This is a genomic window from Ramlibacter rhizophilus (assembly GCF_004681965.1).
Taxonomy (GTDB): domain Bacteria; phylum Pseudomonadota; class Gammaproteobacteria; order Burkholderiales; family Burkholderiaceae_C; genus Ramlibacter; species Ramlibacter rhizophilus.
The window spans coordinates 15,486-37,394 of the sequence record NZ_SMLL01000002.1 but is presented as its reverse complement, the minus strand read 5'-3'; the positions used below and the strand labels follow the sequence as shown (position 1 = coordinate 37,394).

Annotated in this window: 23 protein-coding genes; 20 read left to right on the top strand and 3 right to left on the bottom strand. The window is 70.0% G+C overall.

What is annotated here, in order from left to right:
• The first annotated feature begins 10 nt into the window (after positions 1-10).
• From rlmN to EZ242_RS04770, 19 genes are all read left to right on the top strand, one after another.
• Positions 11-1,162, top strand: a complete 1,152-nt coding sequence (rlmN, locus tag EZ242_RS04860) for a dual-specificity RNA methyltransferase RlmN (protein ID WP_135284022.1) — start codon at positions 11-13, stop codon at positions 1,160-1,162.
• Positions 1,159-2,001, top strand: coding sequence for a type IV pilus biogenesis/stability protein PilW (gene pilW / locus EZ242_RS04855; protein ID WP_135284021.1), 843 nt, complete (start codon positions 1,159-1,161; stop codon positions 1,999-2,001). Before rlmN ends, pilW begins: the two co-directional genes overlap by 4 nt.
• The gene (locus tag EZ242_RS04850; RefSeq protein WP_135284020.1) at positions 1,994-2,929 is read left to right on the top strand and encodes a helix-turn-helix domain-containing protein; all 936 of its coding nucleotides are present in this window, start codon (positions 1,994-1,996) and stop codon (positions 2,927-2,929) included. Before pilW ends, EZ242_RS04850 begins: the two co-directional genes overlap by 8 nt.
• Entirely contained in the window at positions 2,926-4,215 is a 1,290-nt protein-coding gene (gene ispG / locus EZ242_RS04845; RefSeq protein ID WP_420821230.1) for a flavodoxin-dependent (E)-4-hydroxy-3-methylbut-2-enyl-diphosphate synthase, read from the top strand. The genes EZ242_RS04850 and ispG overlap by 4 nt, the downstream gene beginning before the upstream one ends.
• Positions 4,216-4,319: 104 nt before the next feature.
• Positions 4,320-5,606, top strand: a complete 1,287-nt coding sequence (gene hisS / locus EZ242_RS04840) for a histidine--tRNA ligase (RefSeq protein WP_135284018.1) — start codon at positions 4,320-4,322, stop codon at positions 5,604-5,606.
• Between the two features lie 43 nt (positions 5,607-5,649).
• Positions 5,650-6,300 carry a YfgM family protein gene (locus EZ242_RS04835; protein ID WP_135284017.1) on the top strand — a complete coding sequence of 217 codons (651 nt, stop codon included), beginning with the start codon at positions 5,650-5,652 and terminating at the stop codon, positions 6,298-6,300.
• A complete protein-coding gene (bamB, locus tag EZ242_RS04830; RefSeq protein ID WP_135284016.1) occupies positions 6,297-7,454 on the top strand; it encodes an outer membrane protein assembly factor BamB in 1,158 nt (385 codons plus the stop codon). Before EZ242_RS04835 ends, bamB begins: the two co-directional genes overlap by 4 nt.
• A gap of 22 nt (positions 7,455-7,476) precedes the next feature.
• The gene (der, locus tag EZ242_RS04825; RefSeq protein WP_135284015.1) at positions 7,477-8,814 is read left to right on the top strand and encodes a ribosome biogenesis GTPase Der; all 1,338 of its coding nucleotides are present in this window, start codon (positions 7,477-7,479) and stop codon (positions 8,812-8,814) included.
• A 161-nt stretch (positions 8,815-8,975) separates the two neighbouring features.
• Positions 8,976-9,224 (top strand): RNA chaperone Hfq, encoded by a 249-nt coding sequence (hfq, locus tag EZ242_RS04820; protein ID WP_135284014.1) that lies wholly within the window; start codon positions 8,976-8,978, stop codon positions 9,222-9,224.
• Positions 9,225-9,291: 67 nt separating this feature from the next.
• Positions 9,292-10,467 (top strand): GTPase HflX, encoded by a 1,176-nt coding sequence (hflX, locus tag EZ242_RS04815; RefSeq protein WP_135284013.1) that lies wholly within the window; start codon positions 9,292-9,294, stop codon positions 10,465-10,467.
• A 45-nt stretch (positions 10,468-10,512) separates the two neighbouring features.
• Positions 10,513-11,838, top strand: coding sequence for an FtsH protease activity modulator HflK (hflK, locus tag EZ242_RS04810; RefSeq protein WP_135284012.1), 1,326 nt, complete (start codon positions 10,513-10,515; stop codon positions 11,836-11,838).
• A gap of 21 nt (positions 11,839-11,859) precedes the next feature.
• A complete protein-coding gene (hflC, locus tag EZ242_RS04805; protein ID WP_135284011.1) occupies positions 11,860-12,819 on the top strand; it encodes a protease modulator HflC in 960 nt (319 codons plus the stop codon).
• Positions 12,820-12,836: 17 nt separating this feature from the next.
• The gene (locus tag EZ242_RS04800) at positions 12,837-13,025 is read left to right on the top strand and encodes a DUF2065 domain-containing protein (RefSeq protein WP_135284010.1); all 189 of its coding nucleotides are present in this window, start codon (positions 12,837-12,839) and stop codon (positions 13,023-13,025) included.
• Between the two features lie 79 nt (positions 13,026-13,104).
• Positions 13,105-14,253 carry an ATP phosphoribosyltransferase regulatory subunit gene (locus EZ242_RS04795; RefSeq protein ID WP_135284009.1) on the top strand — a complete coding sequence of 383 codons (1,149 nt, stop codon included), beginning with the start codon at positions 13,105-13,107 and terminating at the stop codon, positions 14,251-14,253.
• Between the two features lie 23 nt (positions 14,254-14,276).
• Entirely contained in the window at positions 14,277-15,608 is a 1,332-nt protein-coding gene (locus EZ242_RS04790) for an adenylosuccinate synthase (RefSeq protein ID WP_135284008.1), read from the top strand.
• 30 nt (positions 15,609-15,638) lie between these two features.
• Entirely contained in the window at positions 15,639-16,163 is a 525-nt protein-coding gene (locus tag EZ242_RS04785; protein WP_135284007.1) for a phosphoribosyltransferase, read from the top strand.
• 32 nt (positions 16,164-16,195) lie between these two features.
• Positions 16,196-17,380, top strand: a complete 1,185-nt coding sequence (locus EZ242_RS04780; protein WP_135284006.1) for a PLP-dependent transferase — start codon at positions 16,196-16,198, stop codon at positions 17,378-17,380.
• Positions 17,381-17,455: 75 nt separating this feature from the next.
• Positions 17,456-17,659 carry a hypothetical protein gene (locus EZ242_RS04775; RefSeq protein WP_135284005.1) on the top strand — a complete coding sequence of 68 codons (204 nt, stop codon included), beginning with the start codon at positions 17,456-17,458 and terminating at the stop codon, positions 17,657-17,659.
• Positions 17,660-17,779: 120 nt separating this feature from the next.
• On the top strand, positions 17,780-18,295 hold the full coding sequence (locus tag EZ242_RS04770) for a hypothetical protein (RefSeq protein WP_135284004.1): 516 nt from the start codon (positions 17,780-17,782) through the stop codon (positions 18,293-18,295).
• A 23-nt stretch (positions 18,296-18,318) separates the two neighbouring features.
• Here the strand turns inward: EZ242_RS04770 and mnmH are convergent, their stop codons facing one another.
• Both mnmH and EZ242_RS04760 read right to left on the bottom strand, forming a co-directional pair.
• A complete protein-coding gene (mnmH, locus tag EZ242_RS04765) occupies positions 18,319-19,374 on the bottom strand; it encodes a tRNA 2-selenouridine(34) synthase MnmH (protein ID WP_135284003.1) in 1,056 nt (351 codons plus the stop codon).
• The gene (locus EZ242_RS04760) at positions 19,371-20,000 is read right to left on the bottom strand and encodes an arylesterase (protein ID WP_135284002.1); all 630 of its coding nucleotides are present in this window, start codon (positions 19,998-20,000) and stop codon (positions 19,371-19,373) included. The genes mnmH and EZ242_RS04760 overlap by 4 nt, the downstream gene beginning before the upstream one ends.
• Before the next feature lie 12 nt (positions 20,001-20,012).
• Between EZ242_RS04760 and EZ242_RS04755 the strand changes: the two genes are divergently transcribed.
• Positions 20,013-20,687: an ABC transporter ATP-binding protein gene (locus tag EZ242_RS04755; protein WP_135284001.1), complete on the top strand. Its 675-nt coding sequence runs from the start codon at positions 20,013-20,015 to the stop codon at positions 20,685-20,687.
• 12 nt (positions 20,688-20,699) lie between these two features.
• Here the strand turns inward: EZ242_RS04755 and EZ242_RS04750 are convergent, their stop codons facing one another.
• On the bottom strand, positions 20,700-21,851 hold the full coding sequence (locus EZ242_RS04750; RefSeq protein ID WP_135284000.1) for an adenylate/guanylate cyclase domain-containing protein: 1,152 nt from the start codon (positions 21,849-21,851) through the stop codon (positions 20,700-20,702).
• Between the last annotated feature and the right edge of the window lie 58 nt (positions 21,852-21,909).

The window sequence follows — 21,909 nt, the reverse complement described above, 5'->3', positions numbered from 1 at the left end:
TTCACATCCCATGACGGCCAACCTGCTCGACTTCGACCTGGAGGGCTTGGCCGCGTTCTGCGAGTCGCTGGGCGAGAAGCGCTTCCGCGCCACCCAGCTGTATCGCTGGATCCACCAGCGCGGCGCGAGCGACTTCGAGCAGATGACCGACCTGGCGAAGTCGCTGCGCGGCAAGCTCCAGGCCACGGCGCGCGTGGAGGGCCTGAAGGTCCTCACGCAGCAGGAATCCGCCGACGGCACCATCAAGTGGCTGTTCGACGTCGGCGGCGGCAACGCCGTCGAGTCCGTCTTCATCCCCGAGGACGACCGCGGCACGCTGTGCATCTCCTCCCAGGCCGGTTGCGCCGTGGGCTGCCGCTTCTGCTCCACCGGCCACCAGGGCTTCGCGCGCAACCTGAGCACGGGCGAGATCGTCGCGCAGCTCTGGTTCGCCGAGCACTTCCTGCGCCGCCGCCTGGGCACGAGCGAGCGGGTCATCTCCAACGTGGTGATGATGGGCATGGGCGAGCCCCTGCAGAACTATGCAGCGCTGGTGCCCGCCCTGCGCACCATGCTGGACGACCATGCCTATGGCCTGTCGCGTCGTCGCGTGACGGTGTCCACCTCGGGCGTGGTGCCCATGATGGACCGGCTCGGTGCCGACTGCCCCGTGGCGCTGGCGGTCTCGCTGCACGCGCCCAGCGACGCCTTGCGCGACCCCCTCGTGCCCCTGAATCGCAAGTACCCGCTCGCCGAACTCCTGGACGCCTGCCAGCGTTACCTCGCCTTCGCGCCGCGGGACTTCATCACCTTCGAGTACTGCATGCTCGACGGCGTCAACGACCAGGCCGAGCATGCGGACCAGCTCATCGCGCTTCTGCACGGGCATGGGGGCCGCGGCATCGCCTGCAAGCTGAACCTCATTCCCTTCAATCCCTTCCCCGCCTCGGGCCTGTCTCGGTCGCCCCACGCGCAGGTGCTCGCCTTCGCGAAACGGCTCAGCGATGCTGGTATCGTCACCACCGTGCGCAAGACGAGAGGGGACGACATCGACGCGGCCTGCGGCCAGCTGGCCGGTGACGTCCGCGACCGCACGCGCGTTGACGAGCGCATGGCCCAGCGGCGCACCGTCATGCTCACGCCGGTGCCCACGGCACCCACAGCCAAGGAGAGGATCGAATGAGCACCCGCGAGAACGCACAGGCCGTATCGGCGCGCCTTGCCGGCTGGCCTGCGGGCGGCCTCCTGGTCGCCCTGCTGCTCCTGTCGGGGTGCGCCTCGCCCCCGGGATCGCCGGCCGCCGGCGCCTCCGGCGCGCGTGAGGTCATGACCGAGTCGGACGAAACGCCCGAGCGCAAGCGGGCCCGCATCCGGCTGGAACTGGCCATCGGCTACTTCGAGCAGGGCCGCACCGAGATCGCGCTCGACGAGATCAAGCAGGCCCTCGCGAGCGACCCGGCCTTCGGCCCGGCCTACAACCTGCGCGGCCTGATCTACATGCGCCTGAACGACAGCCGCCAGGCCGAAGAGAGCCTGCGGCGCGCGCTGGCCATCAACCCGCGTGACGCCGACGCCCTGCACAACCTGGGCTGGCTCGCCTGCACGCAGGACCGGCACGAGGAGGCGATCAATGCCTTCCGGCAGGCGCTGGCCAACCCCACCTACGGCGGCCGCGCCAAGACCACCATGACCCTGGGCCTGTGCCAGGCACGGGCGGGACGCTTCGAGGACGCCGAGCAGTCGCTCGCGCGCTCCTACGAGCTGGACGCCGGCAATCCCGTGACCGGCTACAACCTCGCCAGCCTGCTGATGCGGCGCGGCGAGCTGGCCCGGGCGCAGTTCTACATCCGCCGGCTGAACAACAGCGAGCTGGCCAACGCCGAGTCGCTCTGGCTCGGCATCCGGGTCGAGCAGCGGCTGGGCGACAAGCTCGCCATGACGCAGCTGGCCGAGCAACTGAAGAAACGCTATCCGCAGTCCCGCGAGCTGGCTGCGTACGAGCGGGGAGCATTCCATGAGTGAGACCGTCGCCGAGAGTGACATCAGCGCCGGCGCGCTGCTGCGGCAGGCACGTGAAGGCGCGGGCCTGCATGTCGCAGCGCTCGCGGGCGCACTGAAGGTTCCGCAGCGCCAGCTGGAGGCCCTGGAGCAGGATCGGCTGGAGCTCCTGCCGGACGTGGTCTATGCGCGTGCCCTGGCCGCGAGCGTGTGCCGCAACCTCCGGCTGGATCCGCAGCTGGTGCTCACGCGCCTGCCCAAGGGGAGCGACTCGCGCCTGGGCAAGGACGTCCCGATCAACGTTCCCTTCCGCGCCACCGGCGATGCCGCGCATTCGCCCGTGCGGGCCTTGCTGCTGCGCCCGCCGGTGTTCGCGGCACTGGCCTTGCTGGTGGGCGCACTCGTGCTGCTGGCGCTGCCCCTCATTCCCAACCGCGCCCCGGTGGCCGACGCGCCCGCCGCATCGGCGGCCGACCCCGCGGGCCCCGCGGGGTCGGTGCCCGGTGCACCGACCGGCATGGTGAGCGAGACCGTCACGCCGCCGCTGGCGCCGGCCCAGGACGTCGCAGCCGCACCCGCTGCTGCGCCCGCGCCTGCAAGCGCCACCGCGCCGGCCACCGCAACGGCCCCGGTTCAAGCGGCGCCGGCCCCGCCCGCGGCGGCGCCCGTGCCCACCACGGCCGCGGCCACGCCCAACCCGGCGGCCGCCGCCGGCGCGCCCGTCGTCGAATTCCGCGCTTCGCAGCCCTCGTGGATCCAGGTGACCGATCCGCGCGGCGCCGTGTACCTGCGCCGCATGGTGGCGGCCGGCGAGGTGGTGAACGTCTCCGGCGCCACGCCGCTGCAGGTGGTGGTCGGCAGTGCCTCGGGCACGCAGGTGCAGGTGCGCGGAAGCGCCTTCGACCTGCGCCCGTTCACCCGGGACAACGTCGCCCGCTTCGAGATCCGATGAGCACCCCCGGGAGCGCCGCCGACATGAACGCAGCCTGCACGCCCATCGAAGCCGCGGCGCCGCGCCCGCGCCGCTCGCGGCAGGCGCGCATCGCCTGGGGCTCGCGCGTGGTCACCGTGGGCGGCGACGCGCCGGTGCGCGTGCAGTCCATGACCAACACCGACACCGTCGATGCGATCGGCACGGCCATCCAGGTCAAGGAGCTGGCGCAGGCCGGGTCGGAGGTGGTGCGCATCACGGTGAACACGCCCGAGGCGGCGCAGCAGGTTCCCTACATCCGCGAGCAGCTCGATCGCATGGGCATCGACGTGCCGCTGGTGGGCGACTTCCACTACAACGGCCACCGCCTCCTGTCGGACCATCCCGCCTGTGCCGAGGCGCTGTCCAAGTACCGCATCAACCCCGGCAACGTGGGCAAGGGCGACAAGCACGACCGGCAGTTCGCGCAGATGATCGAAGCGGCCCTGCGCTGGGACCGGCCGGTGCGCATCGGCGTGAACTGGGGCAGCCTCGACCAGGAGCTGCTCGCGCGCATGATGGACGAGAACAGCCGCCGCGCCGAGCCCTGGGACGCCAAGGCCGTGATGTACGAGGCGCTCATCACCTCGGCCATCGGCTCGGCCGAGCGGGCGCGGGGCCTGGGCATGAACCCGGACCAGATCCTGCTGTCCTGCAAGGTCAGCGGCGTGCAGGACCTCATCTCGGTGTACCGCGAACTGGCCCGGCGCTGCGACTACGCCCTGCACCTGGGCCTGACCGAAGCCGGCATGGGCACCAAGGGCACGGTCGCTTCCAGCGTGGCCATGGGCATCCTGCTGCAGGAGGGCATCGGCGACACCATCCGCGTCTCGCTCACGCCCCAGCCTGGCGAGGCCCGGACGCAGGAGGTGGTGATCGCCTCCGAGATCCTGCAGGCCCTGGGCCTGCGCAGCTTCGTGCCCAGCGTGACCGCCTGCCCCGGCTGCGGCCGCACGACCAGCACCACCTTCCAGGAGCTGGCCAAGCAGATCGACGACCACCTGCGCGCGCAGATGCCGGTGTGGCGCGAGCGCTATGCCGGGGTCGAGCGGCTGAAGGTGGCCGTGATGGGCTGCATCGTCAACGGCCCGGGCGAGAGCAAGCACGCCGACATCGGCATCAGCCTGCCCGGCACCGGCGAGGCGCCGGCCGCGCCAGTCTTCATCGACGGCGAGAAGGCCCTCACGCTGCGCGGCGACAACATCGCGGCCGAGTTCCACCAGATCGTCGAGACTTATATCGAGAAGAGGTTCGGGGCCGCAGGCTAGGGACTGCGGACCTGGAGGTCACGGAGCGCGGCTTGCGCCCATGGACGTCCTGGCCCCCGGCCCGCGCCCGAGTCCCTCGTTCCCAGCCCCAGTCCCCGGAAAACATGTCCCCGCCCAAACTCGCCGCCATCAAAGGCATGAACGACATCCTGCCGCCCGTCTCGGGGCAGTGGGAGTGGCTCGAAGGCATCGTTCGCTCCTTGATGGCCCGCCACGCCTATCGCAACATCCGCACGCCGATCGTGGAGCCGACGCAGCTCTTCGTGCGCGGACTGGGCGAGGTGACCGACATCGTCGAAAAGGAGATGTACTCCTTCGAGGACCGGCTCAACGGCGAGCAACTCACGCTGCGCCCGGAGAACACGGCCGGCGTGGTGCGGGCCGTCGTGGAGCACTCGATGCTGTACGAGGGTGGCAAGCGCCTCTACTACATGGGTCCGATGTTCCGCCACGAGCGCCCGCAGCGCGGCCGCTATCGCCAGTTCCACCAGATCGGCGCCGAGGCGCTCGGCTTCGCGGGACCGGACGTGGATGCGGAACTGATCCTGCTGGCCGACGCGCTCTGGCGCGAGCTGGGCCTCACCGACGTGCGCCTGGAGATCAACAGCCTGGGCCAGCTCGACGAGCGCCAGCGTCACCGCGCCGAGCTCATCGCCTACCTGGAGCGGCACGCCGACCAGCTCGACGAGGACGCGCGCCGGCGGCTGCACAGCAATCCGCTGCGGATCCTGGACACCAAGAACCCGGCCATGCAGTCGCTGGTCGAGGGTGCGCCGCGCCTCATCGACTTCCTGGGCGCGGCATCCCTGGCCCACTTCGCGGGCCTGCGCGCCATCCTCGACGCCAACGACATCGCCTACCGGATCAACCCCCGGCTGGTGCGCGGCCTGGACTACTACAACCTCTCGGTCTTCGAGTTCGTGACCGACCGGCTCGGCGCGCAGGGCACCGTCTGCGCCGGTGGGCGCTACGACGGCCTGATCGGCGAGATCGGCGGCAAGCCCGCACCGGCGGTCGGCTGGGCGCTGGGCGTGGAGCGCGTGCTGGAGCTGCTGCGCGAGCAGGGCACCGAAGCGCCTGCGCTGCAGCCGGACGTGTACGCCATCGTGCCCGATGCCCAGGCCATGCCGCTGGTGCTGCGCACCCTGCGGGCCCTGCGCGCGGCCGGCGTGAGCGTGCAGATGCATGCGGCCTCGGCCGAGGGCCTGGGCAGCATGAAGTCGCAGTTCAAGAAGGCCGACGTGAGCGGCGCCCGCCATGCCTTGATCTTCGGCGCCGACGAGCTCGCCACCGGGGAGGTCACGCTCAAGTCCCTGCGGGACGGCGCGGGCGCCCAGAGCCGCCGCGTCCTGGCACAGGTGGACGAGTGGGCCGCGAGCCTCAAGCCCTGAAGAGTCGCATCACTACAATCGCGCACAGTTTTTCACCATCCGCATGGCCAAACACCTCGACCTCGAAGAACAGGAGCAGCTTGCCGAGATCAAGCACTTCTGGAACAAGTACGGCAACCTCATCAGCACCGTCCTGATCGTCGTGTTCGGCGGCATCGCCGCCTTCAACGGCTGGAACTGGTGGCAGACGCGGCAGGCCGGCGAAGCTGCCGCGCTCTACGAGCAGGTGGAGCAGGCCGCCGCGGCACGCGAGACCGAGCGCCTGCAGCGGGCCCTGGCGGACATCCAGAAGTCCTACGGCGGCACCACCTACGCGCAGCAGGCCGCGCTGCTGGCGGCCAAGACCCTGCAGGACGCAGGACAGGTCGATCCCGCCCGCGCCGCGCTGGCCTGGGTGGCGGACAAGACCTCCGATGCAGGTTATCGCTCGGTCGCGCGGCTGCGCCTGGCGGCGCTGCTCACGCAGGCCAAGGCCTATGACGAGGCCCTGCAGCGCCTGGCCGAACCCATGCCCGCCGCCTTCGAGCCGCTGGCGGCGGACCGGCGCGGCGACATCTACACCCTGCAAGGCAAGACGGCCGAAGCCATCGCGCAGTACCAGAAGGCCGTTGCCGGGCTCGACGCCGGCTCCGAGTACCGCCGCCTGGTGGAAGTGAAGCTCGCCTCGCTCGGCGGCGAGATCGCCAAGTCATGAGCGGCGCGCCCCTCGTCCGTGGCGCACGCGTGGCGGTGCTGGTTTCGCTGGCAGCGATGCTGTCCGCCTGCTCCGCGCTGCCCAGCTTCCTCGGTGGCGGTCCGGACCGGCCCAAGCCGGCCGAGCTCGCCCCCAACCCGGCGCTCATCGGCGTGCGGCAGGCCTGGTCGGCCCGCATCGGGGACGTGGGCTTTCCGCTGTCGGTCCAGGTGAACGACACGCGTGTCACCGTCGCGGCGGGCGACGGCACCGTGGCGGCCTTCGATGCGGCGACCGGGCGCGAGCTGTGGCGGGCCGCCGTGGGCGCGCCGCTCGCGGCCGGCGTGGGCAGCGACGGTACGCGCAGCGCGGTGGTCACGCGCGAGAACCAGCTCGTGGGCCTGGCCGACGGCAAGGTGGCCTGGCGCGAGCCGCTCCAGGCGCAAAGCTACACGCCGCCGCTGGTGGCGGGTGGGCGCGTGTTCGTGCTGGCGGCGGACCGCTCGGTCACCGCGCACGACGGCGCCACCGGCCGCAGGCTGTGGTCCCTGCAGCGGCCCGGCGAGCCGCTGGTGCTGCGCCAGGCAGGCGTCCTGCTGCCGGTGGGCAATACGCTGCTGGTGGGGCAGGGCGGCCGCCTCGCGGCCCTGGACCCGGACACCGGCAACGTCCGCTGGGAGGCGCCGATCGGCACCTCCCGCGGCACCAATGACGTGGAACGCCTGGTGGACCTGGTCGGTCCGGCCAGCCGGGTGGGCGAATCGGTCTGCGCGCGCGCCTTCCAGGCTGCGGTGGGTTGCGTGGATGTGCAGCGCGGCAGCGTGCGCTGGACGCGCCGCGCGAGCGGCGCCGAGGGCCTGGCCGGCGACGAGCGCCAGGTCTTCGGCACCGAGGCCGACGGCCGGGTCCAGGCCTGGAACCGCGCCGACGGCGATCCCGCCTGGAATACGGACCTCCTGAAGTGGCGGGGCCTCACGGCGCCGCTCCTGATCGGCCGTTCGGTCGCCGTGGGCGACAGCACCGGCCTGGTCCACCTGCTCTCGCGCGAAGACGGCAGCCTGCTCAATCGCCTGTCCACGGACGGCTCCGCCATCGCGGCGGCGCCGGTGCTGGCCGGCAACACCCTGGTCGTGGTCACCCGCAGCGGCGGCGTCTTCGGCTTCGTTCCCAACTGATCCTGCGCCAGGGCGCCACGCCATGAAACCCGTCGTCGCCCTCGTGGGCCGCCCCAACGTGGGCAAGTCCACGCTCTTCAACCGCATGACCAAGTCGCGCGACGCCATCGTCGCCGACTACGCCGGGCTTACCCGCGACCGCCACTATGGCAATGCGCGCATGGGCAAGCGCGAGTTCATCGTCATCGACACGGGCGGCTTCGAGCCGACCGCCGAGACCGGCATCTACGTGGAGATGGCCAAGCAGACGCGCCAGGCGGTGGCCGAAGCCGACGTGGTGGTGTTCGTTGTGGACGCACGGGACGGGCTCTCGGCGCAGGACCACGACATCGCCAACTACCTGCGCAAGCTGGGAAAGCCCACCGTGCTCGTGGCCAACAAGGCCGAAGGCATGACCGAGGGCACGCAGCTGGCCGAGTTCTACGAGCTGGGCCTGGGCGAGGTGCTGCCGGTGTCGGCCGCGCACGGGCAGGGCGTGCGCAGCCTCGTCGAGCAGGCGCTCGATGCCTTGTCCCTTCCGGAGCTGGACGAGGAGGAGGCCGAGCCGGACACCAGCGTCATCAAGCTGGCCGTGGCGGGGCGACCGAACGTCGGCAAGTCCACCCTCATCAACACCTGGCTGGGCGAGGAGCGGCTGATCGCCTTCGACCTGCCGGGCACCACCCGTGACGCCATCAGCGTGCCCTTCGAGCGGGCCGGACAGAAGTACGAGCTGATCGACACGGCCGGCCTGCGGCGCAAGGGGCGGGTGTTCGAGGCGATCGAGAAGTTCTCGGTGGTCAAGACGCTCCAGGCCATCGAGTCGGCCAACGTGGTCCTGCTGCTGCTGGACGCGACGCAGGGCGTGACCGACCAGGACGCGCACATCGCCGGCTACATCCTGGAGAGCGGGCGCGCCGTGGTGATCGCCATCAACAAGTGGGATGCGGTGGACGAGTACGAGCGCCAGCAGGTCCAGCGGCAGATCGAATCGCGCCTTCCCTTCCTCAAGTTCGCGGCGCTGCATTTCATCTCGGCGCGCAAGCGCCAGGGGCTGGGCCCGGTCTGGGCCTCGATCGCGCAGGCGCACCAGTCGGCCATGTGCAAGATGTCCACGCCCGTGCTCACCCGCCTGCTGCACGAAGCCGTCCAGTTCCAGGCGCCCAAGCGCGCGGGCATGTTTCGCCCCAAGTTGCGCTATGCCCACCAGGGCGGCATGAACCCGCCGGTGGTGGTGGTGCACGGCAACTCGCTTGAGCACGTGACCGACGCGTACAAGCGCTTCCTGGAAGGCCGCTTGCGCAAGGAGTTCAACCTCATCGGCACGCCGCTGCGCATCGAGATGAAGACGTCGTCCAACCCCTACGCGGACAAGGACTGAGTTCCCGTTCGCGGTGCGGGGCGCGGCACCCGAACAGTGCCGTTCGGGGCTTGAACGCACCGGCTTCGGGCCCATGTGGGGACGTATGCGGTGCTTGGCTTGCTCGGCGCTTTGCTGTGGTAAGGTGCGATTTCAAAAAACTTCCGAACACGGAGAATATCGTGAGCAACAAAGGGCAGCTACTACAAGACCCCTTCCTCAACACCTTGCGCCGCGAGCATGTGCCTGTGTCGATCTACCTGGTCAATGGGATCAAGCTGCAGGGGCAGATCGAGTCCTTCGACCAGTACGTCGTCCTGTTGCGCAACACCGTGACGCAGATGGTCTACAAGCACGCCATCTCCACGATCGTCCCCGGGCGCGCCGTGAATTTCTCCACGGCTGACAGCCACGAGGCGCCTGCCGCCTAAGGTGCGGACAGGGCGCCCGTCGCGCCGCCCGGGTCTTCTCAACTGAAAGATTCCGGGTCCGAACGCATTGCCATCCACCACCCCTGAGTCCCTGGTCCCCGTCCTGCTGGTCGGCGTCGACTTCGGAACTCCCCACTTCGATTCCGAACTCGAGGAACTCGGCCTGCTGGCGCAGACCGCCGGCATGCGCCCCGTCGAGCGCATCAGCTGCAAGCGCAAGGCGCCCGACGCCGCCTTGTTCGTCGGCTCGGGCAAGGCCGACGAGATCAAGGCGCTGGCCGAGGCCTGCGGCGCCACCGAGATCCTGTTCGACCAGTCGCTCAGCCCCGCCCAGCAGCGCAACCTCGAACGACACATCGGGCTGCCGGTCAATGACCGCACCTTGCTCATCCTGGAAATCTTTGCCCAGCGGGCCCGCAGCCACGAGGGCAAGCTGCAGGTCGAGCTTGCACGGCTGCAGTACGTGAGCACGCGCCTGGTGCGACGCTGGTCGCACCTGGAGCGGCAGACCGGCGGTGCCGGCGTGCGCGGCGGCCCGGGCGAAAAGCAGATCGAACTCGACCGCCGGATGATCGGCGACGCCATCAAGCGAACGCGAGAGCGGCTGGAAAAGGTCAAGCGCCAGCGCAGCACGCAGCGCCGCCAGCGCGAGCGGCAGGGTGCCTTCAACATCTCCCTGGTCGGCTACACCAACGCCGGCAAGTCCACGCTGTTCAACGCCCTGGTCAAGGCGCGCGCCTATGCCGCCGACCAGCTCTTCGCCACCCTGGACACCACGACGCGTCAGCTGTACCTTGGCGACGGCCAGGGGGCTGGCCGCTCGGTATCGCTGTCGGACACCGTCGGCTTCATCCGGGACCTGCCACACGGCCTGATCGACGCCTTCGAGGCGACGCTGCGGGAAGCGGCCGACGCCGACCTGCTGCTCCACGTGGTCGATGGTGCGAACCCGAACCATCCCGAGCAGATTGCGCAGGTGCAGCGCGTGCTGCACGAAATCGGGGCGGCCGACGTGCCGCAGGTGCTGGTGTTCAACAAGCTGGACGCCGTCTCGCCGCAGCAAACGCCCACGCGCGCGGTGGACAGCTTCGAGCTGGAGGGGCGCAACGTTCCACGCCTCTTCGTGAGCGGCCGCACGGGCGCGGGCCTGCCCGCGCTGCGCGAGCAGCTCGCCCGCTCGGCGCAGGGTGGCGCGGCCGCCGCCCACGTGGATACCCCCGAGTTGCATGAGACGTCCGCCTGATTGGGCACAATGCAACCGCTACAGGACAAACCCATCAAAGCCCGAATGAATCCTCCGCTCGCCAAGCGCTCCCGCCCACCGCTCGTCGCTCGTGTGCTAGGCATGTTCAACCTGAACGACCCGCGCTGGGGGCGGGAAGACGACGTCCGGTCGGAGAACAACAACCGCCCCGACGGTCCGCAGGGAGGCCCGCCCAAGGGCCCCAACCAGGGCCCGCCGGACCTGGATGAGCTCTGGCGCGACTTCAACCGCAAACTCGGCGGCCTCTTCGGCGGCCGTGGGCGCGGCCCCGATCCCGGCGGCGGCGGCAACTTCCAACCGGACATGAAGAGCGCGGGCGTGGGCATCGGCCTCATCGCGGCGGTCGTCGTGCTGATCTGGCTGGGCACCGGTTTCTTCATCGTCCAGGAAGGCCAGCAGGCTGTCATCACGCAGTTCGGGCGCTACCAGTCCACGGTGGGCGCCGGCTTCCACTGGCGGCTTCCGTACCCCATCCAGCGCCACGAGCCGGTGACGGTCACGCAGATCCGCTCGGTGGACATCGGCCGCGACAACGTGATCCGCGCCACCGGCCTGCGCGACTCGGCCATGCTCACGCAGGACGAGAACATCGTGGAGATCAAGTTCGCGGTGCAGTACCGCCTGAACGACGCGCGCGCCTGGCTCTTCGAGAGCCGCAACCCGGCGGAAACCGTGGTCAACGTCGCCGAGACGGCGGTGCGCGAGGTGGTGGGCAATATGCGCATGGATGCGGCCCTGTCCGAGGAGCGCGACCAGATCGCGCCGCGCGTGCGCAGGCTCATGCAGAACATCCTGGATCGCTATGGCGTCGGGGTCGAAATCGTGGCGGTGAACCTGCAGCAGGGTGGCGTGCGTCCGCCCGAGCAGGTGCAGGCGGCCTTCGACGACGTGCTCAAGGCTGGCCAGGAGCGCGAGCGCGCGAAGAACGAGGCACAGGCCTATGCCAACGACGTGATCCCGCGCGCGGTGGGTTCCGCGTCGCGCCTGCGCGAGGAGGCCGAGGGCTACAAGGCCCGCATCCTGGCGCAGGCCCAGGGCGACTCCCAGCGCTTCCGCTCCGTGCTCACCGAGTACCAGCGTGCCCCGCAGGTCACGCGCGAGCGCATGTACGTCGACGCGCTCCAGCAGATCTACTCCAACGTGAACAAGGTGCTGGTCGATTCGCGACAGGGCTCCAACCTGCTGTACCTGCCCCTGGACAAGCTGATCCAGCAAAGCGCGGAGGGCGCCGGCACCTCGGCGGCGACCACGGCACCGGCGCCGGTGACTGCGCCATCCAACGGCACGCCCGTGCCCAACGACGCGCGGGCGCGGGACAACATGCGCAGCCGCGAGCGCGAGACGCGCTGACCAGGGCAGGGGACAACTCACATGAATCGACTCGGAATCATCATCGCTGCGCTGCTGGTCGTGCTGGCAGTGGCCAGCTCCATGCTCTTCGTGGTGGACCAGCGCCAGTTCGGCGTGGTGTATGCGCTCGGCCAGATCAAGCAGGTCATCACGGAGCCGGGGCTGCACTTCAAGCTGCCGCCGCCGTTCCAGAACGTGCGCTACATCGACAAGCGCCTGCTCACCATGGACAGCGCCGACGCCGAACCCATGCTCACGGCGGAGAAGCAGCGCGTGGTCATCGACTGGTTCGTGCGCTGGCGCATCACCGACCCGCTGCAGTACATCCGCAACGTGGGCCTGGACGAACAGGCCGGCGCCGTGCAGCTCAACCGGGTGGTTCGCAACGCCTTCCAGGAAGAGATCAACCGCCGCACGGTGAGCGAGCTGCTGTCCACGCGCCGTGACGAGCTCATGGCCGACGTCAAGCGCGAGGCGCAGGAAGTGGTCAAGGGCAACAACCCCTGGGGCGTGGACGTGGTGGACGTGCGGATCACGCGGGCCGACTACGTCGATGCCATCACCGAATCCGTCTATCGGCGCATGGAGGCCGAGCGCAAGCGCGTCGCCAATGAACTGCGTTCCACCGGCGCGGCCGAAGGCGAGAAGATCCGCGCCGAGGCGGACCGCCAGCGCGAGGTCACCATCGCCAACGCGTACCGCGAGGCGCAGAAGGTCAAGGGCGAAGGGGACGCGCAGGCCGCCGCCGTCTACAACGAGGCCTTCGGCCGCGACCCGCAGTTTGCGCAGTTCTACCGCAGCCTGGAAGCCTACAAGTCCAGCATCGGAAAGCGCGGCGACGTGCTGGTGCTGGACCCGTCCACCTCGGAGTTCTTCCGCACCTTCCGCGGTGGCGGCGGCAGCGGGGGCGCCTCCGCCGCCACGCCGGCACCGCCGGCAGCGGCAGCGGCCGCAGCCGGAACTTCCGCTCCGCGCCGCTGAACCGGACGGCGCCTGCCTTGAGCTCGGAAGTGTTCTGGACGGCGCTGGCCCTGGTGCTGGTGTTCGAGGGCCTTTTCCCCTTGCTCGCGCCGGGCAACTGGCGCCGCACCTTCCTGCAGCTCACGCAGCTTCGCGACGGGCAGCTGCGCTTCTTCGGCCTGTGCAGCCTGCTGCTGGGCCTGTTGCTGCTCTGGCTGGTCGGCTGAATCGGTTCGTGCCGGCTGAGTTGCCCGGGCGCCTGATGGGCGCTCGGTAGAATACGCGTTTCTTTCAGCCTGCCTCCCCATGTCTGCCTGGGTCCTGCCGGATCACATCGCCGATGTTCTGCCTTCCGAGGCCCGGCACATCGAAGAGCTTCGACGAGAACTGCTCGACACCGCCCGCAGCTATGGCTACGAGCTGGTGATGCCGCCGCTGCTCGAACACCTGGAGTCCCTGCTCACCGGCACGGGCGAGGCGCTGGACCTGCAGACCTTCAAGCTGGTGGACCAGCTGTCCGGGCGCATGCTCGGCCTGCGCGCCGACAGCACGCCGCAGGTGGCGCGCATCGACGCGCACCTGCTCAACCGCAGCGGTGTGGCGCGCCTGTGCTACTGCGGGCCGGTGCTCCACACGCGGCCGGGCCGGCCCCACGCCACGCGCGAGCCTTTGCAGTTCGGAGCGGAGATCTACGGCCACGCGGGCCTCGAAGCCGATCTCGAAGCCCTCACGCTCGCATTGGACTGCCTGCGCGAGACCCAGGTGAGTGCACTCACCGTGGACATGGCCGACGCCCGCATCGTCGCCGCGCTGCTCGAAGGCAATGCCATCGCGCCCCAGCGCCTGGCCGAGATCCACGCCGCGCTCGCGGCCAAGGATGCGAGCACGCTGGCCGCGCTGACGCGCTCCCTCAGTGCCCAGAGCCGCGACGGGCTGGCGCGCCTGGTCAGCCTTTATGGCGACGTCCGCGTGCTGGACGAAGCGACCCGCGCGCTGCCGGACCTTCCGGCCATCGGCGAGGCGCTGGCCAGCCTGCGCTGGCTGGCCTCGCACCTGGAAGGTGCCGCCATCAGCTTCGACCTGGCCGACCTGCGCGGCTATGCCTACTACACCGGCGTGCGCTTCGGCATCTACACGCCCGGCGCCACCGAGGCGCTGGTGCGCGGCGGGCGCTATGACGAGGTGGGTGCGGTCTTCGGCCGCAAGCGGCCCGCGGCCGGCTTCAGCCTGGACCTCAAGGAACTCGTGGGCGTGGCGAGCCGGCGTGCGCTCAAGGCCGCCATCCGCGCGCCCTGGGGCGAGGACGCGGCCTTGCGCGGTGCCATCGCGCGGCTGCGCACGCAGGGCGAAACCGTGGTGTGCGTGCTCCCGGGCCACGAAAGCGAAGCGGACGAATTCCTCTGCGACCGCGAGCTGGCCCTCCTGGGCGGCACCTGGGCGGTCCGCGCCCTCTGAACATCTTTTCGACGTATTCGCAAATGAACAAGACATCTGGTCGCAACGTGGTCGTGGTCGGCACCCAGTGGGGCGACGAAGGCAAGGGCAAGCTGGTGGACTGGCTGACCGAGATGGCCCAGGGCGTGGTGCGCTTCCAGGGGGGCCACAACGCGGGCCACACGCTGGTGATCAACGGCGTCAAGACGGCGCTGCACCTCATTCCGTCCGGCATCATGCGTCCGGGCGTGAAGTGCTACATCGGCAACGGGGTCGTGCTGTCCCCGGCCAAGCTGTTCGAGGAGATCGAAGGGCTGGAGAAGGCCGGCGTGGAGGTGCGCTCGCGCCTTCGCATCAGCGAGGCCTGCCCGCTGATCCTGCCGTTCCATGCCGCGCTGGACGTGGCGCGCGAGCGCCTGCGCGAGCAGGGCGGCAGCGAGAAGATCGGCACCACGGGCCGCGGCATCGGACCGGCCTACGAGGACAAGATCGCCCGCCGCGCGCTGCGCGTGCAGGACCTCAGGCACCCGCAGCGCTTCGCCGAGAAGCTCAAGGTGCTGCTGGAGCTGCACAACCACGTGCTCACCACCTTCCTCAACGCACCGGCGGTGGACTACCAGCAGACGCTGGACGAAGCCCTGGCCCTGGGCCGGCAGCTGGAGCCCATGATGGCCGACGTCTCGCGCGAGCTCAACGAAGCGCACCGTGACGGCAGCAACCTGCTCTTCGAAGGCGCGCAGGGCACGCTGCTCGACGTGGACCACGGCACCTACCCCTATGTCACCTCCAGCAACTGCGTGGCGGGCAATGCCGCCGCGGGCGCGGGGGTGGGGCCGGGCATGCTGCACTACATCCTGGGCATCACCAAGGCCTATTGCACGCGCGTGGGCGGGGGCCCGTTCCCCACGGAGCTGGACTGGGAGACGCCCGGAACCGTGGGCTACCACCTGTCCACCGTGGGCGCCGAGCGCGGCGTCACCACGGGGCGGGCGCGGCGCTGCGGCTGGTTCGACGCGGCCCTGCTCAAGCGAAGCGCGCAGGTCAACGGCCTGTCGGGCCTGTGCATCACCAAGCTGGACGTGCTGGACGGACTGACGGAGCTGCAGCTGTGCACCGGCTACGAGCTCGATGGCGAGACCATCGACCTGCTGCCCCTGGGCGCCGACGAGATCGCCCGCTGCCGCCCCATCTACGAGACACTGGACGGCTGGAGCGAAAGCACCGTGGGCGTGACGCAGTACGAGCAGCTGCCGGTCAATGCGCGCCTGTACCTGCAGCGCATCGAGCAGGTGACCGGGGTGCCGATCGACATGATCTCCACCAGCCCGGACCGCGACCACACGATCATGATGCGCCACCCCTATCTGGCCGCCTGAAGCGAACCCGAGAGAACGAGGAGTCCCAAGATGTTGACGGAAGACGGCAAGCACCTGTACGTGAGCTACGACGAGTACCACAACCTGATCGAGAAACTCGCGATCAAGGTGCACCAGTCGGGCTGGCAGTTCGACACCATCCTGTGCCTGGCGCGCGGGGGCATGCGCCCGGGCGACATCCTGAGCCGCATCTTCGACAAGCCGCTGGCCATCATGTCCACCAGCTCCTACCGCGCCGAAGCCGGCACGGTGCAAGGCCACCTGGACATCGCCCGTTACATCACCACCCCCAAGGGGGAAATCGCCGGCCGCGTGCTCCTGGTGGATGACCTGGCCGACTCGGGCCACACGCTGCACAAGGTGGTGGACCAGCTGCGCAACAACTACAAACCCATCTCCGAGCTGCGCAGCGCCGTGATCTGGACCAAGGGCCTGTCCACCTTCACGCCGGACTACTCGGTCGAATTCCTCCCCACCAATCCCTGGATCCACCAGCCTTTCGAAGGCTACGACAGCATGGGGCCGGAGAAGCTGCTGGAGAAGTGGCGCATCTGAGGAGTGGCGGCGGGTGCGCCTAAGATCGCCGCATGAGCGACCGCGTCACCCACCTCATTCACCACCCCTACCAGCCGCCCGCCGGCTTCGAGGCGCCGCAGCCGGGCGTCTTCAAGGCCTCCACCGTCATATTCGCCAACGTCGCGGCCATGCGCGCGCGCGACTGGAAGCACAAGCACGGCTACACCTACGGCCTGCACGGCACGCCCACCACGTTCCAGCTGGAAGAGCGCATCGCCACGCTGGAAGGAGGTGGGCAGTGCCTGCTCGTGCCCAGCGGGCTGGCGGCGCTGGCGCACGTCAACCTGAGCCTGCTGGCCAGTGGCGACGAGGTCCTGGTTCCGGACAACGCCTATGGGCCGCTCAAGGCGCTCGCGCAGGCTGAGCTCGCGCGCTGGGGCATCACGCACCAGAAGTACGACCCCATGGACCCGCAGGACCTGGCAGCGCGCCTGGGCCCCCGGACGCGGCTGGTCTGGCTCGAAGCCCCCGGCTCGGTCACGATGGAGTTTCCGCCGCTGGCGCGCCTCGCGGCGGCGTGCCGGGAGCGCGGCATCACCACCGCGCTGGACAACACCTGGGGCGCGGGCCTGGCCTTCAACGGCTTCGAGGGTGGCGGCGCGGACATCGTGGTGCAGGCCCTGACCAAGTACCCGAGCGGTGGCGGCGACGTGCTCATGGGCAGCGTGGTCACGCGCGACGAAGCGCTGCACCTGCGGCTGCGCGAGACGCATATGCACATGGGCTGGGGCGTGGGTGCCAACGACGCCGAGGCAGTGCTCAGGTCGCTGCCCACCCTGGAGCTGCGCTATCGGGCGCAGGACGCGAGCGCGCGGGAACTGGCCCGCTGGTTCAGCGCCCGCGGCGAAGCCGCGCAGGTCCTGCACCCCGCCCTGGAAGGCTCGCCCGGCCACGAGCACTGGCGCGAGCTGTGCGGGCCGCAGGGGCTGGCGGCCGGATTGTTTTCCGTGCTGTTCCGCCCCGACCTCGAGCCCCGCCGCGTCGATGCGTTCTGCGACGCGCTGCGCCTGTTCCGGCTCGGGTACTCCTGGGGCGGACCGGTGAGCCTGGCCGTGCCTTATGAGCTCTCCTCCATGCGCAGCGCCGATCTGGGCACCGGCCGGTGGCGCGGGGTGCTGGTGCGTTTTTCGGTCGGGCTCGAATCCCGCGCCGACCTTCAGGACGACCTGGCCCAGGCCTTGCGGGCACTCGCCTGAGCAGGCACCGGTGGCCAATGTCCTCTGCGCCCCGAATGGCGTACAGTGGGCCAGTCAACGGTCTCAGGAGTCGATGTGCCCACACCCAATTACGGCTATGAAAAGCGCCAGAAGGAACTGGCCAAGAAGCGCAAAAAAGAAGACAAGCTGCGCGCCAAGGCCGAACGCAAATCCGGCCAAGGGCCTGCAGATGAGCAAACCCCGTCGGAGCAGGGCGAAGAAGGCGACGGTTCCGCGCAAAATTTCCCTTCCACACGCGACGCGTCAGCTTCCAGCTAGCAAAGAAATAGTTCCTAACGATTAGCATCCGAAGCTTCGTTCGTTCGAAGGTTCGGGTTTGCGTGTTGTTGTCCATCGCCCGGCGGGCACCGCCGGGCAGCAGTCCCAGGAGCCGGTCACATGACCGGCTTTTTCGTATGGTCGCTCGCGCTCGGCTGGGCCGCCGCCTGTGCCTGGCTTGCCCACCGGATCGGAGACGCCTTCATCGAGTCGCCGCTGCGCCTGGAGCTCAAGATCGTCATGTTCCTGGCCTTGCTCCCCGTGCCGGTCATCGACGAGCTCTTGGCCAAGCCGCAGTTCGACCAGCTGTGCGCGACCAAGGCCAACGTGTCCCTGCATGCCGACCGCCTCCGCGGCCGCACTGCCTACGAGACCGACGTGCCGCCCGAACTCCTGGAGGGCACGCTGGTGCCCATGCATCTGCACCGCCGCATCTACCTGGACGCGGGAAGCCATCGGCCGCTCCTGAGCGTGGCCTACATCCAGGCATCCGGAGGCAAGCTCGTCGGCGCGCTGCAGCCTGGGCAGCGCCGCCCCTTGACCTTCAAGGGCTGGTGCGCGCCGCAGCACTGGCTGGACCCCCTGGGCGCCCTGGGCGTGCACCTGGCCGACCCCGAGCCGGCGGGCGCCCGCTGACGCGGTGCGGCAGCCGCGGCGCTTCAGGCCTCGATGAGGACGCGGGCGAGGTCCCGCATCGCGCTGGGGGCGCGGCTGGCGGCCTCCACGGTGCGGGCCGATTCCCACTGGGCGAAGTTGCGCCGGATCGAGGCCGCGTACATGGGGTCGTAGTGCTGCACGAGCAGTTCCTGGACCACCTGCGACGTGAAGCCCGCGCGGACCCGGTCCTGCCACTCGCGCACCACGCCCCTGCCGCGCAGCTCGGCCAACGCGTCCAGGCGGCTGCAGAAGTGCTCGGGATCCTTGACGAACCAGTCGTAGTCCTCCAGCAGCAACGCGACGCGCTCCTCGTCGCGAAGCGCCAGGTGGAAGCAGGGGCTGGCCCGCATGGCACTGATGAGCGCCTCGGGCACGGCCACGTTGCCCACCTTCTTGCTTTCGCTTTCGACCCAGACCACCCGGGCGGGATCGAAGCCGCGCAGGCGTTCCCAGATGCGGGTGTCGAACTGCTTCTGGCTCGGCTGGGTTTCACCGGGCGCCAGCCCCAGCACCGAGCTGCGGTGCTGGGCCAGGGCTTCCAGGTCCAGCACCTGGGCGCCGGCTTCGGCCAGCGCCTGCAGCAACCGGGTCTTGCCGGAGCCGGTCGGACCGCAGACGACGCGGTAGGACAGGCATTGCGCCAGTGCGGGCAACTGCGCCAGCAGCTGCGTTCGGAAGGCCTTGTAGCCGCCGTCGAGCCAGTGAACGCGGAACCCGATCTGGTCCAGCACCAGCGCGAGGGCGCCGCTTCGCTTGCCGCCACGCCAGCAGTACACAAGGGGCTGCCAGCCCTTGGGCTTGTCCAGCACCTCGCGCTCGATGTGCCGCGCGATGTTGGCGGCCACCAGAGCGGCGCCCTGTTTCTTGGCCTCGAAGGGGCTGACCTGCTTGTACAGCGTTCCGATGCGATGCCGCTGGGCGTCGTCCAGCGACGGCCAGTTCACGGCGCCGGGCAGGCGGTCTTCCTCGTACTCGGCCTGGCTGCGAGCGTCGATGAGGGTGTCGAACTCGCCGAGCCGCTGCATGGCCTCGGCGGCCGTGATGCGAACGAGGCTCACGGGACGAGCAGCTTGCGCAGTTCCGGCCACACGTTGGCCAGGATGAGGGGCTGCGCCTCCTCGGTGGGGTGGATGCGGTCTGCCTGGAAGAGGCGCAGCGCGTCCGGCCCGTCGGCCACGCCCTTGAGCAGGAAGGGCACCAGGGCCGTTCCCTGGCGCCGCGACACCGCCTCATAGAGCCCCGCGAAGCGCTCGCCATACTCGCGCCCGTAGTTCGGCGGCAGCTGCATGCCGGCCAGCAGCACCTTGGCACCGGCCCGGCGTGCCGCCTCGACCATCGCCGCGAGATTGCCTTGCGTCATCTCCAGCGGCAGCCCGCGCAGGGCATCGTTGCCACCGAGTTCGATGACCACGTGGCTGGGCCGGTGCTGCTGCAGCAGGGCCGGCAGGCGCGCCCGCCCGCCCGAGGTGGTGTCGCCGCTGATGCTGGCATTGACCACGCGGGCCGCGATCTTCTCGCGCGCCAGGCGCTGCTCCAGCAGGGCGACCCAGCCGCTGCCGCGTTTGAGGCCATACTCCGCACTCAGCGAATCGCCAAGCACGAGAATCACCGGCTCCGCTGCCGCCGCAGCCCCCAGGGCCGCGGGCCCCAGCAGCAGGCTGGCTAGAAATTGCCTTCGCTCCAAATCCACCACTCCATGTCCGAAGCCATCATCGCCGTCGAGCACGTCCACAAATCGGTCACCGACTCGACGGGCACCCTGGAGATTCTCCGCGATATCGATTTCACCCTGGCGCACCGGGAGACAGTCGCCATCGTGGGGGCCTCCGGGTCGGGCAAGAGCACGCTCTTGTCCATCGTCGCCGGCCTGGACACGCCGACGCGGGGCACCGTTCGCCTAGGGGGCCGCGATCTGTTCGCCATGGACGAGGACGAGCGTGCCGGCTGGCGCGCCCAGAAGATCGGCTTCGTGTTCCAGAGCTTCCAGCTCATGGCGAACCTCAGCGCGCTGGAGAACGTGATGCTGCCGCTCGAACTCGCGGGCCGGCGTGACGCGCGCGCGGCCGCCGCCGAGATGCTTCGCCGCGTGGGCCTGTCCGAGCGGCTGGGACACTACCCGCGCGTGCTGTCCGGCGGTGAACAGCAGCGGGTGGCCCTGGCCCGTGCCTTCGTCGTGCAGCCGGCGGTCTTGCTGGCCGACGAACCGACCGGCAGCCTGGACTTCGCGACGGGCGAAACCGTGATGGCCCTGATGCTGGACCTCAACCGCGAGCAGGGGACCACCCTGGTGCTGGTCACGCACGACCGCGAGATCGCGGCGCGCTGCGATCGGCGCATCACCATCGAGGCCGGCCGCATCGCAGTGGCCTGAACGTCAGGACTCTTACAGCTCGCGCGCGACCGCCCGCAGGAAGCCTTCACGGTCCGGACCTTCCGGCAGCTGTTCGGCCAGTGCGGCGACCAGCTCGGGGCCACGCAGGCCCGCGGAAAGCGCACGCTCGAGGGTCGCTCGGGCCAGGGGCCCGATGAACCGGCCGAGCACCGATTCGAGCCGATCCAGGGGCTCAGGCCGCGCCGGCGCCGCGCGCCGCGCACGGGGCGCGGGCGACTTGGCCACGGTGGACGGCGCCACCGCAGCGGGTGCAGCGCGTGCGCGCCGCGGACGGGGGCGCGGTGCCACCTCGTGCAGTGGCCGGGCTTCGCCGGCACCCTTGGGGCCGGCCGCCGGCCCGGGATGGACACCCCCCGACGCGTCGCCCAGGAAGGCCCTCCGCACCGCGGGGTCGGGCAGGAGCTCCGCCAGCCACTGGCGCATCTGCGCCGGCGTGGCGCCCCGCTCGGCAAGGCGCGCGACCAGGATGGGTGCGATGGGGCCGACGAGGCCCGTCAGTTCAATCGCGATCCGCTGCCGCTCGGCCTCCTTGCCGTCGCCGTCCGGGTGCGCACGATCGCCACCGGACTCGCGGCAGCTCCAGCGATCGATGCGCTCCAGCGCGAGGCGATGCACCTCGTGCGCACGCCCATGCTTGTCGCGCAGGCGCCCCAGCGACACGCAGGCACCGGGGCCGAGTTCCCCGGTGCGCAGCAGCAGCGAGCGGAAGGGGCTGGACACGAGGATCTGGTCGGGCTGCGCGAAGTCCATGATGCGCTGGGCCACGTTGATGCCGTCGCCCACCACGTTTTTGTGGTCGTTGATGTCCGGAACGATGCGCACGAAGCCCAGGTGCAGCCCGATGCGGGCGCGCAGGCGCGGATGGTGGAGCCGCTGCAGCAGCCCGCGCAGCACCACGGCCGCCTCCAGCGTCTGCTGCGGGTCGGCGATGAAGCAGATCGCGGCGCCGTCGCCCGTGTCGATGGCCAGGCGGTTGCGGCGGGGGACGCCGTGGATGGCGCGGGCCACCAGCCGGTTCATGGCGTGCTTGGCTGCGACCTGCCCGTCCACGGGCAGCATGGTGTAGCCGACCAGGTCGACGAACAGGATGGTGCACAGGAGGTCGCGCCGGTTGCAGGCGGTGGAAAAAGGCGATGGCGCCATCGCGACATGCGGACCGCGTACGCCTGCGGCGGACGACAGGTCCGTTCGGCTTGGCGTC

What these genes read in the sequence shown, in the direction of transcription:
- rlmN (WP_135284022.1), top strand. Translation starts at nt 11, where the DNA reads ATGACGGCCAACCTGCTCGACTTCGACCTGGAGGGCTTGGCCGCGTTC.
- pilW (WP_135284021.1), top strand. Translation starts at nt 1,159, where the DNA reads ATGAGCACCCGCGAGAACGCACAGGCCGTATCGGCGCGCCTTGCCGGC.
- EZ242_RS04850 (WP_135284020.1), top strand. Translation starts at nt 1,994, where the DNA reads ATGAGTGAGACCGTCGCCGAGAGTGACATCAGCGCCGGCGCGCTGCTG.
- ispG (WP_420821230.1), top strand. Translation starts at nt 2,926, where the DNA reads ATGAGCACCCCCGGGAGCGCCGCCGACATGAACGCAGCCTGCACGCCC.
- hisS (WP_135284018.1), top strand. Translation starts at nt 4,320, where the DNA reads ATGTCCCCGCCCAAACTCGCCGCCATCAAAGGCATGAACGACATCCTG.
- EZ242_RS04835 (WP_135284017.1), top strand. Translation starts at nt 5,650, where the DNA reads ATGGCCAAACACCTCGACCTCGAAGAACAGGAGCAGCTTGCCGAGATC.
- bamB (WP_135284016.1), top strand. Translation starts at nt 6,297, where the DNA reads ATGAGCGGCGCGCCCCTCGTCCGTGGCGCACGCGTGGCGGTGCTGGTT.
- der (WP_135284015.1), top strand. Translation starts at nt 7,477, where the DNA reads ATGAAACCCGTCGTCGCCCTCGTGGGCCGCCCCAACGTGGGCAAGTCC.
- hflK (WP_135284012.1), top strand. Translation starts at nt 10,513, where the DNA reads ATGAATCCTCCGCTCGCCAAGCGCTCCCGCCCACCGCTCGTCGCTCGT.
- hflC (WP_135284011.1), top strand. Translation starts at nt 11,860, where the DNA reads ATGAATCGACTCGGAATCATCATCGCTGCGCTGCTGGTCGTGCTGGCA.
- EZ242_RS04795 (WP_135284009.1), top strand. Translation starts at nt 13,105, where the DNA reads ATGTCTGCCTGGGTCCTGCCGGATCACATCGCCGATGTTCTGCCTTCC.
- EZ242_RS04790 (WP_135284008.1), top strand. Translation starts at nt 14,277, where the DNA reads ATGAACAAGACATCTGGTCGCAACGTGGTCGTGGTCGGCACCCAGTGG.
- EZ242_RS04785 (WP_135284007.1), top strand. Translation starts at nt 15,639, where the DNA reads ATGTTGACGGAAGACGGCAAGCACCTGTACGTGAGCTACGACGAGTAC.
- EZ242_RS04780 (WP_135284006.1), top strand. Translation starts at nt 16,196, where the DNA reads ATGAGCGACCGCGTCACCCACCTCATTCACCACCCCTACCAGCCGCCC.
- EZ242_RS04770 (WP_135284004.1), top strand. Translation starts at nt 17,780, where the DNA reads ATGACCGGCTTTTTCGTATGGTCGCTCGCGCTCGGCTGGGCCGCCGCC.
- EZ242_RS04755 (WP_135284001.1), top strand. Translation starts at nt 20,013, where the DNA reads ATGTCCGAAGCCATCATCGCCGTCGAGCACGTCCACAAATCGGTCACC.
- EZ242_RS04750 (WP_135284000.1), bottom strand. Translation starts at nt 21,851, where the DNA reads ATGGCGCCATCGCCTTTTTCCACCGCCTGCAACCGGCGCGACCTCCTG.